The sequence below is a fragment of the Mycobacterium colombiense genome, from assembly GCF_001953985.1.
Classification (GTDB): Bacteria; Actinomycetota; Actinomycetes; order Mycobacteriales; family Mycobacteriaceae; genus Mycobacterium; species Mycobacterium colombiense_B.
In genome coordinates this window covers 30216-45484 of record NZ_MBEI01000048.1, presented here as the reverse complement: position 1 = coordinate 45484, position 15269 = coordinate 30216, and the positions used below count along the sequence as shown (strand labels likewise).

General features: G+C 64.1%; 11 protein-coding genes and 1 pseudogene. 2 read left to right on the top strand and 10 right to left on the bottom strand.

The window, feature by feature from the left end; translation table 11 throughout:
* Nucleotides 1-152 precede the first annotated feature (152 nt).
* The 4 genes and pseudogenes from A5732_RS11545 to A5732_RS11525 all read right to left on the bottom strand — a co-directional run bounded on the left by A5732_RS11545 (nt 153) and on the right by A5732_RS11525 (nt 5764).
* Nucleotides 153-1709, bottom strand: a complete 1557-nt coding sequence (locus A5732_RS11545; protein ID WP_076102253.1) for a hypothetical protein — start codon at nt 1707-1709, stop codon at nt 153-155.
* The gene (locus A5732_RS11540; protein ID WP_076102252.1) at nt 1702-2334 is read right to left on the bottom strand and encodes a hypothetical protein; all 633 of its coding nucleotides are present in this window, start codon (nt 2332-2334) and stop codon (nt 1702-1704) included. The genes A5732_RS11545 and A5732_RS11540 overlap by 8 nt, the downstream gene beginning before the upstream one ends.
* A 659-nt stretch (nt 2335-2993) precedes the next feature.
* Nucleotides 2994-4459: pseudogene (locus tag A5732_RS11535) on the bottom strand (MCE family protein); the annotation flags it as partial.
* 594 nt (nt 4460-5053) lie between these two features.
* Nucleotides 5054-5764 carry a cutinase family protein gene (locus tag A5732_RS11525; RefSeq protein WP_076102251.1) on the bottom strand — a complete coding sequence of 237 codons (711 nt, stop codon included), beginning with the start codon at nt 5762-5764 and terminating at the stop codon, nt 5054-5056.
* A gap of 165 nt (nt 5765-5929) precedes the next feature.
* Between A5732_RS11525 and A5732_RS11520 the strand changes: the two genes are divergently transcribed.
* Together A5732_RS11520 and A5732_RS11515 are read left to right on the top strand one after the other, a co-directional pair.
* A complete protein-coding gene (locus A5732_RS11520) occupies nt 5930-6769 on the top strand; it encodes a GAF and ANTAR domain-containing protein (RefSeq protein WP_076102271.1) in 840 nt (279 codons plus the stop codon).
* Between the two features lie 200 nt (nt 6770-6969).
* A complete protein-coding gene (locus tag A5732_RS11515) occupies nt 6970-7641 on the top strand; it encodes a C39 family peptidase (protein ID WP_142254549.1) in 672 nt (223 codons plus the stop codon).
* Between the two features lie 22 nt (nt 7642-7663).
* On the opposite strand, the gene A5732_RS11510 is transcribed toward A5732_RS11515, so the two are convergent.
* Genes A5732_RS11510 through A5732_RS11485 form a run of 6 tightly spaced genes read right to left on the bottom strand, consistent with a single transcriptional unit; the run spans nt 7664 to nt 15104 of the window.
* Complete coding sequence (locus A5732_RS11510; protein WP_076102250.1) at nt 7664-9217, bottom strand: MCE family protein; 1554 nt, start codon at nt 9215-9217, stop codon at nt 7664-7666.
* Nucleotides 9217-10431: an MCE family protein gene (locus A5732_RS11505; protein ID WP_076052790.1), complete on the bottom strand. Its 1215-nt coding sequence runs from the start codon at nt 10429-10431 to the stop codon at nt 9217-9219. Before A5732_RS11505 ends, A5732_RS11510 begins: the two co-directional genes overlap by 1 nt.
* Nucleotides 10431-11765 carry an MCE family protein gene (locus tag A5732_RS11500; RefSeq protein ID WP_076102249.1) on the bottom strand — a complete coding sequence of 445 codons (1335 nt, stop codon included), beginning with the start codon at nt 11763-11765 and terminating at the stop codon, nt 10431-10433. The genes A5732_RS11505 and A5732_RS11500 overlap by 1 nt, the downstream gene beginning before the upstream one ends.
* A complete protein-coding gene (locus A5732_RS11495; protein ID WP_142256590.1) occupies nt 11762-12841 on the bottom strand; it encodes an MCE family protein in 1080 nt (359 codons plus the stop codon). Before A5732_RS11495 ends, A5732_RS11500 begins: the two co-directional genes overlap by 4 nt.
* On the bottom strand, nt 12826-13851 hold the full coding sequence (locus A5732_RS11490; protein ID WP_076102248.1) for an MCE family protein: 1026 nt from the start codon (nt 13849-13851) through the stop codon (nt 12826-12828). Before A5732_RS11490 ends, A5732_RS11495 begins: the two co-directional genes overlap by 16 nt.
* On the bottom strand, nt 13848-15104 hold the full coding sequence (locus A5732_RS11485) for an MCE family protein (RefSeq protein WP_081396026.1): 1257 nt from the start codon (nt 15102-15104) through the stop codon (nt 13848-13850). The genes A5732_RS11490 and A5732_RS11485 overlap by 4 nt, the downstream gene beginning before the upstream one ends.
* Nucleotides 15105-15269 lie beyond the last annotated feature (165 nt).

Below are 15269 nucleotides of genomic sequence, written 5' to 3'. Positions count from 1 at the left end.
TCGCGCTGGTACCAAGACTCCGCTACCATCCCGGCGAACCAGGCCTGGCCTGACTCGGCTTCGCAAGTGACGTACCAGACCAGCGGTGTCGGCGCCGCGACGTGGTGAGAATCGCAGTGAAGTCCCGACCGCGCCGACATCCGCGAGTGTCATTACGAAGCCTCCACGGTCGCGTCGGCAGCGGCGTCAACCAGGCTAGTAATCATGCCGTCTACGGCTCGAGCGGCGTCGCGGAAGTCGCGCAGGACATTCACATCGAGCTTGCTAAGTATCGAGAGTGTGACATCCTCTCGCAGCCACTTGGCGATGGACGCCAGCTCGCTACCCTTGCCGGCCCGCCGACTCTCCTGGCTCTTCTGCTTGGCAAGAAAGACGGCGTCGTCCACGGCCTTTCGCCCAAGTGCCGTGTGCGGCTGTGCATGGGCCTCCTTCAGGATGTCGAGCGCCGCAGGAGTGTCGTAGACGCGGCGCAGCTCGCGCACTTGGGAGAAGTTCTTGATCTTCCCGTCAAAGAGCAGGTCGAAAACGATGGCACGAAAAGCCTCGTCGCCGGCAAATCGATGCGCAAGTTTGTCGTCCCCAACGCCGGCGTCAAGTTCGTAAAAGTACTGAAACAAATCGGCCGTCCGGGACTCGATCTCGTTCTCGTTCCGTTCCTGCTCGCGGTGGTAGTCCTCGAACTCGATCGCCCAGGTGACCATCTTGCAGTAGCGCGTGACGTCCCCTGTCTTAATGCCGAACCTATCCGCAACGCGACGCCGGATCTTTGTCTCGTCGCGGTCGGTGATCGTACGTCGGCTGGCTTCGATATCGCGTAGATCGATGTAAGCGTCGTACACATCGCGGGCCCGAACGTATTCGGGCCAGGGCTTTTTCAGCTCTTTACCGAAGTTAAGTGACGTGACTATCGCATCGATTTGGTCCTTGGTAGCGTGCTCGCCCGTCTGCCAGACACGAATATGGCGGGCGCGCTCTTTCTGTACATCGTTGTACTCGTCACTCTCGAGAATGTAGAGGCACGCTGCAAGGCGCCTGTTGCCGTCCCACGCCGTGCCCCAAAAGTCGATGACTGGGGGAGTGTGAACGCCACGCGCGGCAATGTCGTCGGCCAAGTCGCCAATTTCATACGGGTCGCCCTTCGCTGTGCTCCCCTTCGGCCAGAGCATCCGCTTCAGCTCTTCGGGGTCCGGGTCGCGATTCTCCGTTCGGCGGAAGTTCCTCAGGTCGATCTGCAGACGCTTGTTCTCCTGCCAAAACTCGATGTCTTGAGTTTTGGCGAATCCCTCCGTTAGTGGAATCGAGCGGCCAAGGAATGTCGACGTCGGTGCGGGACGAACGTCGAATCCGTCGTAACCGTAAAGCCCTAGGTGCGTGCGCTCGCTATCCGTTCCGGCAGCCGGACCCGCCTCTTCGGGCGACGGCGCGGGAAATTCGTCCCATTCTGCCTTCATCAGGTTTCGCTTCTTGATTGCGGCGTCGATGGCCGAACGCACGTCGTCGGCAATCTGGGCATGGTCCGCCTTGGCAGGCTCCCCACCAGATCGGATGAGGACCAGAACAGCGGTCAGCAATTCACGCAACTCGTCGTCGCTGAACCGATCCTCAATGCCATCAAATTCGTCGGCTAGGTCTTCGTCCAAGGTGTCGCACAATACTTGCACCTCATCAAATAAGGCCTTCAGGTCGTCTACGGTTGGCGTATCAGTCATTCTTGATCTCCTTGTTATCGTCCGAATAGTTGTCGGTCGCCTGCGGCGGTATTTGGAGCAGTGCACCGACGGTGTTGAAGCCGGCTTCCTTCAGAATCGGGAGTAGGCGGGCAGGAGCTCGCTCCATCTGCTTACTCGCCGTGTTAGGGGAGCAGTCCAAGATCTCGGCGAGCTCTTTTGGCATCAGCTGCCTGCCTTGCTCAGCGGCGTCAAGCATCTCGTAGAGGGTACGGCGGTATCTCTCGTTATCGACTTGGGGAACGAGGGTGCGCACATAATCGGCGGCACGCTTCACCCTGACGATGCGTTCCTCATCATGTTGCCAGGCTTCGGGGTGCTTAACCTGTAATTCAAGGGCGGATCCGGCGGCCCGGCCCTCCTGAATTGAGTCCCAAATCTTGATGAGCTTGCGGCGCGCGATGGTCGTTACTAGGGCGGCGACGTTATCAATGGCCTGGCCGTCGCGATGTCGGCGCACTACGTCGGTGGCTGCATCGCGAACAGCGTTTAAAATTGTCTCGCGTGGCACCCGGTCCCACTGATTTCGCAAAGTACGCAGAATACGGTCGAACCCGCCGCCCTCAACCAATTCGAGAAACGCCGCATTAAGGTCTTCCTCCGACACCGTACCTCCTCCCTAGCTGTTAATCGCTGAGGTTTCCTAGCCCTTATCCGATTACGTACCGGGGTCTGACGATGACCTCCACGAGGCTCGAGTTCGCGCGGGCGGCTTGTCCCCCTACTTAGTGAGTGCGGAGGTCTGACGGACTCCAATGTGGGAAGCGGATTAGATCGGATGGAAACCGCGAGCCTGTCACAGTAGGGCACGTATTAGGTAGGGCTACCTCGCCAAGCGGGTGATGCTGGCCAGATCGGTAGCCGAGGCTAATATTTCACTCGATCAGGAGGCAAGAAAATGGCTGGACGCAAGACCACTGCACGGGCGGCGGCCGCGGCCTCGAAGGTCCTTCGCGACGCCCGGACGAGCAAGGTGTCCAAGACAGCAGCCGCTTCGGCCCTAAGCCAGCGTGCGCCGATGCGAAAAGCTAAGCGCGCCAGCAAGTGAGGTTATTGGCTGACCCGAATCCGTCGTAATTGATGTGCGCAGCCACGTAAGCGCTGAAACAGCAGGGTCCTTCATGCAGGCGATTGACCACTGCCAAAGTCGAATAAAGCCGAGTGGTGGAAAGGCCGTGGCGGTCGCCGCCTCGGGTACCGAGAGCGCGCGATCCCTTCGCGACGGGAACTCACCCGGCAAAACAACATAGGTGTAGCCAATCCAGCTCAAATCGACGGAGCCAATATGTCCTTCCACGTCTTCGGTGCTGCGCACGCACCAGATTCGAATGCCGATACATCTGCCCATCGGGCGCGACATACCTTCCCGTCCGCGGATCGTAATGCAGCACAGCAACCGAAGGCGACACACCAGAACCGTTGGAGTTGAACGCGCTTGGCGCCGCTGGCGCGGCGACCGCCTGCGGCGCTGTCGGCGGTTGGTTAAGCGAACCCGGGCTGGCCGCCCTGGCGGAGTTCCAGCGGGCGCCGCCCCGGGCGGCAAGGGTGTCCCCTCCACGGGCCCAAAAGTCCTGTCCTCGATACCAGCCCGGTCATCCGGCGGCAGACCCTGCGACAGCAGGTTCGGTTCGAGCGGATACGGCCCCAGCGCGTGCTGCCTCTGCGCCAAAAGGCACGTACTCATTATCGCGCTGCTGCAGATTTCGACTGTGGGAGCGCGCTTTCCGGGCTTGTTCATGCAGGGATAGCTCCGCGCGCGGCGCACGCTGATCGGCGAGTCCTGCGGAAGCTTGCAGTAGAGGTTGTCGGGGGTGTCGGCCTCGCTTGTGTCGGCGGGCGAGCGCCGTTGCGACGGCGGCAGGAAGCCCACCGTGCACGCCGGCGGGTCGGCGATGGTTAGCGTGAAGCCGCCGACCGCCAGGCAGGTGGGGTTGTTGGTGACGCCGTAAGACCCGTAGGCCGCGACCGACGGGGGAGCAGCACCAGCAGCTGTTCCAGCGCCGGGTGGTAGGTCACGCCGATCTGCCCGACGGTGCTCAGGTTGCCAGGAACACCGGCAGGGTCGGCTTCAGCTGGTCCAAAAGCCGCGAGTCCTCTTGCTCGAAGCCAGGTCCGGTGTGCAGGAGCTTGCGGAACTGCGCATCGTCGGACACCATCTGGTCGGTGAAGCCGGCCAGGGTGTGCGCCTACCGTCGCGTCTTGTCGGCGGTCTGGGCCTGCGCGTCCAGGAACGGCACGCCGTCGTCGACCAGCACACGGGTGTGGTCGACAGCGCCGGTCGGGTCGCGCGAGAGCTTGCCCGACGAGTCGAGCAGCCACTCCAGGTCATAACCCGCACCGTTGAACGCGGAGAACGACTCGTCGAGGAGCTGCGACGGCTTGTCTTTGGGGATGCTCTTGACCAACGCGCTGAGCTTGTCCAGCATCGGCCCCACCGGCCGTGGAATGCTGGTGTCGCGCGCGGCGATCACCGACCCGTCGCGCAGGTAAGGTCCCAATTCCGAGCGAGGTACCAGATCCACGTATTGCTCGCCGACCGCCGACATGCTGCGCACCGCCGCGTGCACGTCGGCAGGGATCTTCGGCGAACTATCAAGCTGCAGTGTGGCTTTCGCGCCAGTCGCCGTCGGTCCGACCGCGGTCACCTTGCCGATCTGGACTCCGCGGTAGGTGACGTTGCTGAAGCGGTACAGCCCGCCGGTATCCGGCAGCTCCAAGGTGACGGTGAGCTTGTCGTGCCGTGGTCCTCGACATGACCACCAAGCTCATGAGTTGTAGCCATGCTTTTTCCTTACTGCGAGCGCCGCGCACGTGTTGGCCGTGGCGAGTGTCTACGGGATACGCGTGGAAAATTACGAGCGGCAACGGGCTCTGCTCTTGATGGTCTTAGCGGGCGGCGGGATGGCAGGCGGCATGTCCAAAGCTGCGGGGAGAACCGGATCTCACTTGGCGCTCGTGGCGTCCAGGCGGTTCCAATGGAGACGATCCGCCGTATCAATCGGTTACTTGGAGCGCATTTCATTACCAAGTACGGGACGAAGCGGGGAATCATCGTGCTTGGCCGAGCGGCTCCGTTCGGCATCGGAGTCGCCATTGGTGGCGGCGGGAACTTCCTAATGGCACGAGGCGTCATCAAAGCAACGCGGAAGGCATTCGAGAGCGCGCTCGCGTACTAGGCGCTGCGTAACGGTGACCGCGAGAGGCGAGCGCCCTACGGTCCAGGCAGTTCTGCGCTGGAAATGGAACTGTATTGAATGGGTCAGTCCTCACGCGGAGTAATCACCAGACCCTCGGATGGCACCGGTTATCTGACCCAATCACGACGCCTACAAATGACTCGCAGCGAAATCCGCGCCCTGGCCGACCATGCCGTTCGCCGGATAGACGGTGTGGGCGATGCCGGGCGGCCCCGGGGGCGCGCCATTACAGATGGTGTCATCGGGCGCGCACAACTGAATGGTCTTGGGCGCGTATAGGGGGCCGATCGTGATGGGTGGTGCGCCGGCTTCCCGCAAGAACTCGTTTGACGGTGTTCCGAACAGCACCACGGCGGCGACGTGACGGGCCACCTCCGGCGAGAGCGGCTGGGGCACGGAGGAGGCAAACTCCGCGGGAACCTCCTTGGGCACGGCGGCCGACGTGACGAAGCCGGACACGACGGCGCCCTGGGAATAGCCGCCGAGCACCATTCTGGTGTTGGGACAGTTGGCCGCCGTGGATTGCAGGTGAGCGCCGGCGTCCCTGATCCCCTCGACGACCGTTGCGGCGAACGCGATCCCGCCATTGAAATCGCCGCTGGCTGCGTAGTTGACCGGGTACACCCCGACCGACTTGCCGCCGACTCGCGACCCCAGCGCGTCGACGAAAGCCTGCCCGACCCCGCCGACGCCGGGTGGCTCGCCGGTACCGCGGGCGAACACCACCTCCACGTCAGGACACGGGGCGGCAGAAACGGTTGGGAGGGGCGCGCCGACCATGCACGCCCAGGCCGTTGCCACGGCGGTCCCCAGCAAACGGGTGAATCGTAGTGCGCTCATCGCTGGCGGATGCCCGCTGGTAGGTCAGTCGAAACCGGCGTCGGCGATGTCAGCGGCGTCGCCCGAGGAACCGATCGTTCGTGACCTGTGCGAATGCCATCACGCCGAGCTTGAATGCCTGCTCAGCAGGGCGTGTCCGACGGCAATTCGTGTCACACTGTGCTGATGGTTTCCCCTGATCGGCGCACCGACGACTCTCTTCCGGCCGCTGCGTCGGCGCAGGACAGCGAGCAGGTCGCCGACCTGGTCATCCAGGCCACCGGCGACAGCAGGATCACGCCGACGATGCTGGGTCAGATGCTGGTCAGCGCCAGTCGCAGCATCGCCGACGAGGACGACCTGCTGACGCTGCTGCAGCATGTCTGCGAGATCGCGCACGACGCCGTCGACGGCGCCGACAGCACGGGAGTGACCATCGACCTGGGCGGCCGCGTCTATACCGCGGTCCACACCGACCAACGCACTCTGCGTGTCGATACCGAGCAATACGACGCCGATCAGGGACCATGCCTCGACGCCTCCCGGACCCGCACCATCGTGCTTGTCGACTCCGATGACGCCGCAGCGAACTGGCCGCGCTTCGCCGCTGCGGCTCGCGACGAAGGAATTCTCAGCTTCCTGGCGGCGCCTCTCTTCACCGACGACCAGACGCTGGGATCGCTGAATCTCTATGGGCGTTCGCGGTCGGCATTCGACAACTTCGACGCCGAGATCCTCGGCATGCTCACCACGGCAGTGTCCCGCGCGATCGGCGACTTTTCCCGCTTCCGGTCTGCCCGCGATGTGGCCGACTCCATCCAGCGGGCGCTGCAAACCCGCGCCCCCATCGAACAGGCCAAAGGCATGCTGATGGCCATCCACCAGATCGACGCCGACCAGGCCTTCGACTTGCTTCGCCGGAAAAGCCAGGAGATGAACGTCCCGCTGCGTGCTATCGCCGCCGATCTTGTGCAGCAACTCAGCGCGACTTCCGAGCCGGAAGCTGATGCGCCGCAGGCCGTCTGAGCTGGCACTGGTCGCTGGGTACAGGACGTGCGCCACGCGGTTTGGCCGTTATAACTTACAGCCTGATCTCATGGCGATAACTACCCGCGCGTCGCTGCCGCATTTTCGCCAGGTTTCTGTTAAATATTCGTTCAGGCCCATACCTGAGCCTTTTCTCGTCACATCTACACGCCGCCGCGGCGGCTCGGGAACGGGCGCCTATGACGAGCACCTTGCGGGCGCGGGGCACCGCCGCACGAACGGTTTACCGTGTCGTTCTGTTGTGCGCTACCGCCGCAGGGTTGTCGGTGATATTGGCCGCTGGGGTTCATGCCAATCCCGGCGCACCCGTCCCCGACGCCGACCATGAGTTGGGAATGTATGGCGATCCCGTCGCCGCCGCGCCCTACTGGCGTGAGCAACACGGTTCCGACTGCGGGGAGATGGCGGTGGCCGATGTGGTCGGCCAGATCACGGGACGCGAACCTACCGAGCAGCAGATGATTGCTTTGGCCGAAACCACACCGAGCGCAAAGGGTCACGGGCCGATCTGGAAGCCAATGGGCACCACCGACATCGCCGACCTGCCGAAACTGCTGTGGCACTACTGGATCAGAGCCGAGAACATTCAGACCCACACCGACGCCTTGGCGCGCAAGCTGGCGCAAAACCATAAGATCATCGCGATACTCAATGCCGAAACAATTTGGAACCGGCCCGGGAAGCGAAACTCCGCAAACCACTTCGTGGTTGTCACCGGCATCGACAGCAAGGCCGGTGTGGTGCACCTCAACGACAGTGGCATCAGCACTGGCCGCGACGAGCGGGTTCCCATCTCTGTCTTCGAGCGAGCGTGGGCCCCTAACTACAACTCGGCAATCGTGACCAAGTGACCGTCGGCGACGCGATAGCGCATCAACTTGCGGTGAACAGCATGTCCTTCCACGTCTTCGGCTTGGGCAGGCGCACTAGATCCGACTGCCGGTACAGCTGACCGTCGGGAGCGACGTACCGCCCATTCCGCGGGTCGTAGTGCAGCACCGCAACTGAAGGCGAGACGGCAGAGCTGTTGGAATTGAATGCACTTGGCGCTGTCGGCGGCTGGTTGAGCGAGCCCGGCGCCGGCGGCCCTGGCGGTGTTCCGCCCGGCGCCGCTCCCGGCGGCAACGGCGTCCCGTCAACCGGACCAAAAGTCCTGTTTTCGATGCCAGCCCGGTCATCGGGCGGCAGCCCCTGCGAGAGAAGGTTCGGGTCGAGCGGATACGGCCCCAGCGCGTGCTGCCTCTCGGCCAAAGGCACGTACTCCTTATCGCTGTTGCAGATTTCGGCTGTGGGAGCGCGCTTTCCGGGCTTGTTCATGCAGGGATAGTTTCTCGCGCCGCGGACGCTGATCGGTGAGTCTTGCGGCAGCTTGCAATACAGATTATCGGGGGTGTCGGTCTCACTCGTGTCGGCCGGCGAGCGCCACTGCGACGGCGGTAGGAACCCCACCGTGCACGCCGGCGGGTCGGCAATGGTCAGCGTGAACCCACCCATCGCCAGACCGGTCGGGTTGTTGGTGGCGCCGTAGGAGCCGTAGGCCGCGACGGACGGGGGGAGCAGCACCAGGATTTGTTCGAGCGAGGGGTGGTAGGTCACGCCGATCTGGCCGATGGTGGTCAGGTTCGCCAGGAAAACCGGCAGGGTCGCCTTCAACTGGTCCAAAAGCCGCGAAACCTCTTGCTCGAAGCCAGGTCCGGTGTGCAGGAGCTTGCGGAACTGTGCATCGTCGGTCACCATCTGGTCGGTGAAGCCGGCCAGGTTGTGTGCCCAGCGTCGCGTCTTATCGGCGGTCTGGGCCTGCGCGTCTAGGAAGGGTTTACCGTCGTCGACCAGCGCACGGGTGTGGTCGACAAGCCCTGACGCATCGTGCGACAGCTTGCTTGACGAGTCGAGTAGCCACTCCAGGTCATAACCCGCACCGTTGAACGCGGAGAACGACTCGTCGAGCAGCTGCGCCAGCTTGTCTTTGGGGATGCTCTTGACCAACGCGCTGAGCTTGTCCAGCATCGGCCCCACCGGCGGTGGAATGCTGGTGTCGCGCGCGGCGATCACCGACCCGTCGCGCAGGTAAGGTCCCAATTCCGAGCGCGGTGCCAGATCCACGTATTGCTCGCCGACCGCCGACATGCTGCGCACCGCCGCGTGCACGTCGGCAGGGATCTTCGGCGAAGTATCAAGCTGCAGTGTGGCTTTCGCGCCAGTCGCCGTCGGTCCGACCGCGGTCACCTTGCCGATCTGCACTCCGCGGTAGGTGACGTTGCTGAAGCGGTACAGCCCGCCGGTATCCGGCAGCTCCAAGGTGACGGTGAGCTTGCCGATCCCGAGCAACGTCGGCACCTGCATGTACTGGAAGAACATGAACGCCATCGCGACCACCGACGCGAGCGCGAAGATGGTCAGCTGAATCCGCACGAAGCGCGTCAGCATCAACCACCGCCTCGCGACGGTTGGTCCACGGGCGCAATGGCACTCATGTCGGGAGCCACCACGGCGGGCGCAGAAGGAGGCGTGCCCGCCGAGGGAGGTGCGCCAGGCGGCGCCGCCAAAGGCGGTGCAACGCCGAATCCGAGCGGGTCATAGGTGTAGTTCGAGAACCAGGGATCACCCGGGGCGGGCACCAGCGGTGCGTCCGGATCGCCCCAGCGGGTGCCGGCGAGCAGCGTCCTCTTCAGCCGGGGAATGGTCATGTCGATGACGGCGAAGACGTTGAAGTAGTCGCCCCGCACCGCGCGGTCGATGAAGTTCTGCGTGAACGGGAAGGTCGGCACGTACCCCAGAACGGTGCTGAGATCGGGACCCACGTCGGCCAGCGCCTGGATCGTCGGCTCCAGGTTCTGCAGGTTCTTCACCAGGTCGGCCTGGGTCTCGTTGACCAAGTGGGTCGCGGTGTTGCTGAACACGCGCAGTTTGTCCAGGGCCGCGGTGATGCGCGGGCGTTCGCGGATCAGCACGTCGAGCGCGGGCGGAATCTTGCGCAGCGCTTGGGTGATCACCTCACGCTGGGAGGCGAACGTGCCGGCGAGCCGGTTCAGCGAGTCGATCGACGCAATGATCCGGTCGCGCTGTTGATCCAGGACGCCGACGAACTCGTCGAGGCGCGTCAACAATTGGCGCACGTCGGTCTCGTGGCCGGACATCGCCGCGCTGAAGTTGTGCACGATGTCGCCGATCTGGCCCAGGCCACCGGAATTGAGCACCGCTGACAGCGCTGACAATGTCTGTTCGGTAGAGGGATACGACGACGACCTGTCCAGTGGAATGGTGGCCCCGGGCTGCAGCCGTCCCCGCGGAGGCTGGCCGAGCGGGGGATTGAGCTCCACGTGCATCGAACCCAGCAGGCTGGTCTGCCCGACGGCGGCCACCGCGTTCCCGGGCACCACCACATCGGGTTTGACTGAGACCTCGACGTCGGCGTGATCGTGGTTGACCCGCATCTTGCCGACGCTGCCCACGATGACGTCGGCCATCATCACCGGTGAATTCGATTCCAGCGTGCCGATATTGGCGATCTCGATGTGATAAATGCTGGCGTGTGGTCCACGTCCGACCGCACCCGGCAGCGGCAACGAGTTCACGCCCTGAAAAGAGCAGCCGCCAACGGCCAAGGCGCACGCCACTATACAAAGCCCGAACCGCGTGATCACGGCGGTGTCCCTGGGCCCGGCGGCGGTGGCTGATCGCCCGGCGCCGGCCTGCGATCGTCGGGCAGCAGCAGGTCCTGCACGCTGTGCGGTGTCGAGTCACCGTTGATGCCGGTGTAGGCGGACACCGCGGGCGGGACGTCGGGCGGTGTCGGCGCAGGCCCTTCGGCGCCGGGTGCCAGGCGCGGTTCGGCGTAGATGATCTTTCCGGGAGTGGCGATCTGCTGCAGGATGATGTTCGTCGGGATCGGCAGGTAGTTGAGGTTCGCGGTGCGCAGGCCCGGGCCGGCGTACTCCGCGCACAGCTTGCCCGTTTCGGCCGCGGTGACGTTCGCGACGGCCCCGATGGCGTCGCAGAAAAAATGTACTGGGTTGGAGAGGTTGTTGATGATGAAGCTGCCCATGGCCCCGGGGGTGTTGGGGTTGTAGATGTTGTAGCCGTTGGAGAATGCGGTGGGCGCGGCGTGCAGGATGTTTTCCACATCCATCCGGTGATCGACCAGAACCTGGGTGACGTCGGTCAGCCGCTGGATCTGCTCGGCGGTCTTGTCCCGGGTTCCGGCGACGAAGCGCTGCACCTCGCCGACGGCCACCGACAGATTCGTCAGCGCCGCATCCAGATCCGAGCGGCTGTCGTCGAGCACGCTGCTCAGCGTCGTCAGCCGGTTCTGGAATTGCACGATCTGTTGGTTGCTGTCGCGCAGGGTGGTGACGAACTTCTGCAGGTTCTTGATGACGTCGACGATGTTGCCGCTACCGTTGGCCAGGATGCGGCTCATTCCGGAGAGCTGATTTAGCGTCTCGCGCAGCTTCTCGCCGTTGCCGTCCAGGGCGTTGGCGGCGGTCGTGATGAACCGACTGGCCGACGTCGACGACACGTCGCTGGCCGGGCCCAAGTCCGTTGCGAGCCTGGTTAATTGCTCGGTGACCTGGTCCCATTCGACGGGTATCGCGGTGCGGTCGGTGTCGATGACGGCCCCTTCGGACATCTTGGGGCCACCGCCCCGGTGATAGGCGGGGGTGAGCTGGACGTAGCGGGCGGACACCAGGTTCTGCGCGACGATGATTGCCTTGGCGTCGACGGGGATCGCCACGTGGCGATCGACGTGCAGGATCAGCTTGACCCGGCTGGGCTGCGGTTGCACGGAGGCCACGGTGCCGACCTTGACGCCCGACACGCGGATTTCGTCGCCGGCGTAGATCCCGGTTGCCGACGGGAAGTAGGCGGTGATGGTCAGCGGACGGAAGAACGTCTGGCGCACCAAGAATCCGCTCGCACCCACGAGCAGGCCCATCAACAGCGCGGCCACCAGCAGCCGCCTGCGCGCGATCATCGCGAACCGCCCGGAATGCCGTTGTGCGGCCAGGGGAACAGCGCCCGCGGCATGTTCGGGTCGTTGCGGCGGAACCCGAAGTAGTAATCGAAGAATGGTTGAATAAACTCGGGGATCGCAAGATTGGGAACGAAAGCGTTGTAATAGAAGCCGTTGGACACCGCCTCGCCCGAGGTGATCTCGAACTTCTTCAGACCGGGCAGCGCCTTGGACAGGTTGTCGCGGTTCTTCTCCAGCATGGCCGCAACGGAATTCAACCGGTCCAGCGTCGGGCCGAGCTTGGCCTCGTTGTCGGCGACCAGCCCGGTCAGCTCCTTGGAGACCGCGGAAACGTTGGCCAGCAGCTCACTGATCGCATCGCGTCGCCGCACCAACGTCTCGAGCAGCACGTTGCCGTCGAGGATTAGCGAGTTCACCCCCTGGCTGTGCTCCGATAGGATGCCGGTGACATCGCTGGCGCTCTTAAGCAGCGCGTCCAGGGTTTCGCCGCGATTGTTGATCGCCCGCGACAGTCGGGTCAGCCCGTCGAACGTCGCGCCCAGCTGCGGGGCGATCTGGTCGATCGTCGCCGATAATGCGTCCAGCGATTGATTCAGCGTGTCGGTGCTGGTGGCCGCTAGATTTGTGGTCGCCTCCGAGACGGCCTCGGTCAGCGAGTACGGCGACGACGTCCGGGACAGCGGTATGACATCCGACGGACGTAACAGGCCGGTGCCGGCCGATTCCAGGGTCAGCACTCGCGCGCCCAGCAGCGATCCGGTGCGGATATGCGCGGTGGTCTGCGCTCCCAGTCGCACCTTGCCGTTGACCCCGAAATCGACCACGGCATTGCCGTCGTCGTCCAGCGAAACCCCGGAAACCGTGCCGACGTTGACCCCCGAGACCAGAACCTTGTTTCCGGGCAAGAGCCCTCCGGCCTCGGCGAACAACGCGTGGTAACGGAGGGTCGTGGCCCAGGAGATCAGCCGGTCGGGTGCCAACCCGACGGCGACGACCAGCAGGATCAGCACAGTGCCTATGAAGCCCGGCCGAATGAGATGTGCGCCACGATATTTCAGCATCAGGGCTCCGCGCACCTTCCCTCTGTTTGCTTGAACCATGGGTAGACCGCCGTGCGGCCTTGCAGATCTGTGACGCGGAATGTCAGCCCACAGATGTAGTAGTTGACGAAGCTGCCGTAGGCGCCGGTGCGGGCGAGCTTGCGGAAGTTGTTGGGCGCCCGCTGCAGTGCGTCGTCGAGGCGTCCCTTGCCCTGCTCGAGCAGGGGAGCCAGGCGGTTGAGTTGGTCGACCGTTCCGGCCAGCGGCGGGCGCGCGGCGCCGAGGAGATCGGTTACCGAGGCGGTGCCGGTGGCCAGCGCCTGGATGGCGTCCCCGATCGGATCGCGGTCGTGCGCGAGGTCGGTGACGAGGCGCTGCAGGCGTTCGATCGCTCCGGAGAACTGGCCGCCCTGATCGGCGAGGGTCCGCACCACGGTGTTGAGGTTGTCGATCAGGGTCTCGATGGACTTGTTCTTCTCGGCGACGTCATTGGAGAACGACGACGTTTTGGCCAGCAGCGATTGCAGAGTCTGGCCTTGGCCCTGGAATATCTGCAGCAGCGCGCCGGCCAGCGCGTTGACGTCCTGCGGATTCAGCCCTCGGATAACGGGTTTCAGCCCGCCCAGCAGCATGTCGAGGTCCAGTGAGGGCATGGTGTGGTCGATCGATATCTGTGACCCCGCCGGGAGCACCCGCATGGAGCCGGGCCCGATGATGAGTTCGAGGTAGCGATCGCCCACCAGGTTGAGGTAGCGCACGGCCGCCCGGGTGCCGGTGGTGAGCGCGACGTCGTCGTCGGCGTCGAAGTCCACCACCACCTTGTTGTCCGGCTGCAGCGCAATGCCGTTGACCGTGCCGACCCGAATTCCGGCCACTCGCACCGAATCTCCGGTCTTCAGTTGCGAGGCGTCGACGAAGATTGCCGAGTACCGGTGGGTCGGGCCGTTGCGGAACTGGCCGAAAATGAAAAAGAGGAAGGTCGTCAGCATCAGCATCACTGTGGCGAAGATGCCGAACTTCACCATGATGCGGCCGGTGCCGGTCATCCCGGTTGCCCGATCTGTGCGGTGTTGCGCGGCGGTCCATCCAGCGGGCCGTAGAGAAACTGCTTGAGCCCGTCGGAGTTCAGCACGATCCCCTGCTGTCCGTACTGCCATGGGTTGGCGCCGATGTCGGCGACGTCGAAGGGCGGGAAAGTGTTGTAGGAAAGCGGCAATTCGTGGTCACACTGCGGTCCGCCCTTCGCCGCGACCTTGGGCAGGTTCTTGGGGAACCGGTAACGCTCGGCGCCCAGCGTGATGCCACCCAACACCTCGAGCCCCGGGACCTGTGTGGGCGGCTGCAGGGCCAGCGGGAACATTCCCTTCAGCGAACACGTCAGCGCCTGGTGGTACTCGTTGGTCAGATCGGTCGTCGGCACGAGCAGATGCGTTACCTCGGTCAGCTTTTCGCGATTGGCGCCCAGGACGTCGTTGCCGAGGTCGGCCAGGCCGATCGAACTGATCAGAAGCGCGTCGAGGTTCTGCTGTTCGTCGACCAGGGTCTGGCTGATGCGCGTGGTGCGGTCCGCGACGGTGATCAGGTCCGGCGCCGCGTCGGCGTAGGCACTGGACACGTCGGCCATCGCGTCGATGTCGTGACTCAGGTTCGGCAGGCTCGGCTCGAACTTGCCGAGAAAGGCGTTCAGGTCGCTGAACATCTGGCCCAGCCGCGCACCGCGCCCGTTGAGTGCGGTCGCCATGGCGCCCAGCGTCTCGTTGAGTTTGGCGGGGTCGACCTTGGCCAGCACCGACGTGAGTTGTTGGAACACCGAGTTGATTTCGACGGTGACGCGACCGGCGTCGAGCACCTGACCGGCGCGCAGGCGCTGCGGCGACGGGCTTTCCGGGGGAATGAGCTGGATGAACTTGGCGCCGAACGCCGTCGTCGCCACGACGTTGACGAGGACATTGGCGGGAATGAGTTCCAGCCGGGACGGATCGAGGGCCAGATGGATGTCGGCCTGCCCATCGGGTCGGTCCTGAATGTAGGCAACGCTGCCCACCGGTGCACCGTGCAGCTTGACCTTGGCGCCCGGGTTCATCATCAAGCCCGCCCGGCCCGCGACCACCGTCACCGGAACGGTTTGGGTGAAGCCGCCGCGGAACTGTGTGACCGCGAGGACGAGGACCGCGGCTGCGGCGATGACGGTCGCCAATCCCGCGAGCGGGCGGGCAGAGCGAGATGTGGCGCGGCGATTGGCGAGGGGATGCGAGGGCGCTCGGTGTCCGGCCGGCACGGCCTGGATTCGTCTGGTCACCTAGGCCCCTTCGCCGCCGCGGGATGTCGGGTCGATGCACCAAACAGCCAGTGCGACAGTCGAAGTGGTGCGCACATGCCGACTACAGACCCCCGTCACGCTGTCCCGATCCATAGTCATCCAAGCCAACCGGTCCGCGGTGTGATACAAATCTCACGTTAGTAG

What these genes read in the sequence shown, in the direction of transcription:
- A5732_RS11520 (WP_076102271.1), top strand. Translation starts at nt 5,930, where the DNA reads ATGGTTTCCCCTGATCGGCGCACCGACGACTCTCTTCCGGCCGCTGCG.
- A5732_RS11510 (WP_076102250.1), bottom strand. Translation starts at nt 9,217, where the DNA reads ATGCTGACGCGCTTCGTGCGGATTCAGCTGACCATCTTCGCGCTCGCG.
- A5732_RS11515 (WP_142254549.1), top strand. Translation starts at nt 6,970, where the DNA reads ATGACGAGCACCTTGCGGGCGCGGGGCACCGCCGCACGAACGGTTTAC.
- A5732_RS11490 (WP_076102248.1), bottom strand. Translation starts at nt 13,851, where the DNA reads ATGACCGGCACCGGCCGCATCATGGTGAAGTTCGGCATCTTCGCCACA.
- A5732_RS11525 (WP_076102251.1), bottom strand. Translation starts at nt 5,764, where the DNA reads ATGAGCGCACTACGATTCACCCGTTTGCTGGGGACCGCCGTGGCAACG.
- A5732_RS11500 (WP_076102249.1), bottom strand. Translation starts at nt 11,765, where the DNA reads ATGATCGCGCGCAGGCGGCTGCTGGTGGCCGCGCTGTTGATGGGCCTG.
- A5732_RS11545 (WP_076102253.1), bottom strand. Translation starts at nt 1,709, where the DNA reads ATGACTGATACGCCAACCGTAGACGACCTGAAGGCCTTATTTGATGAG.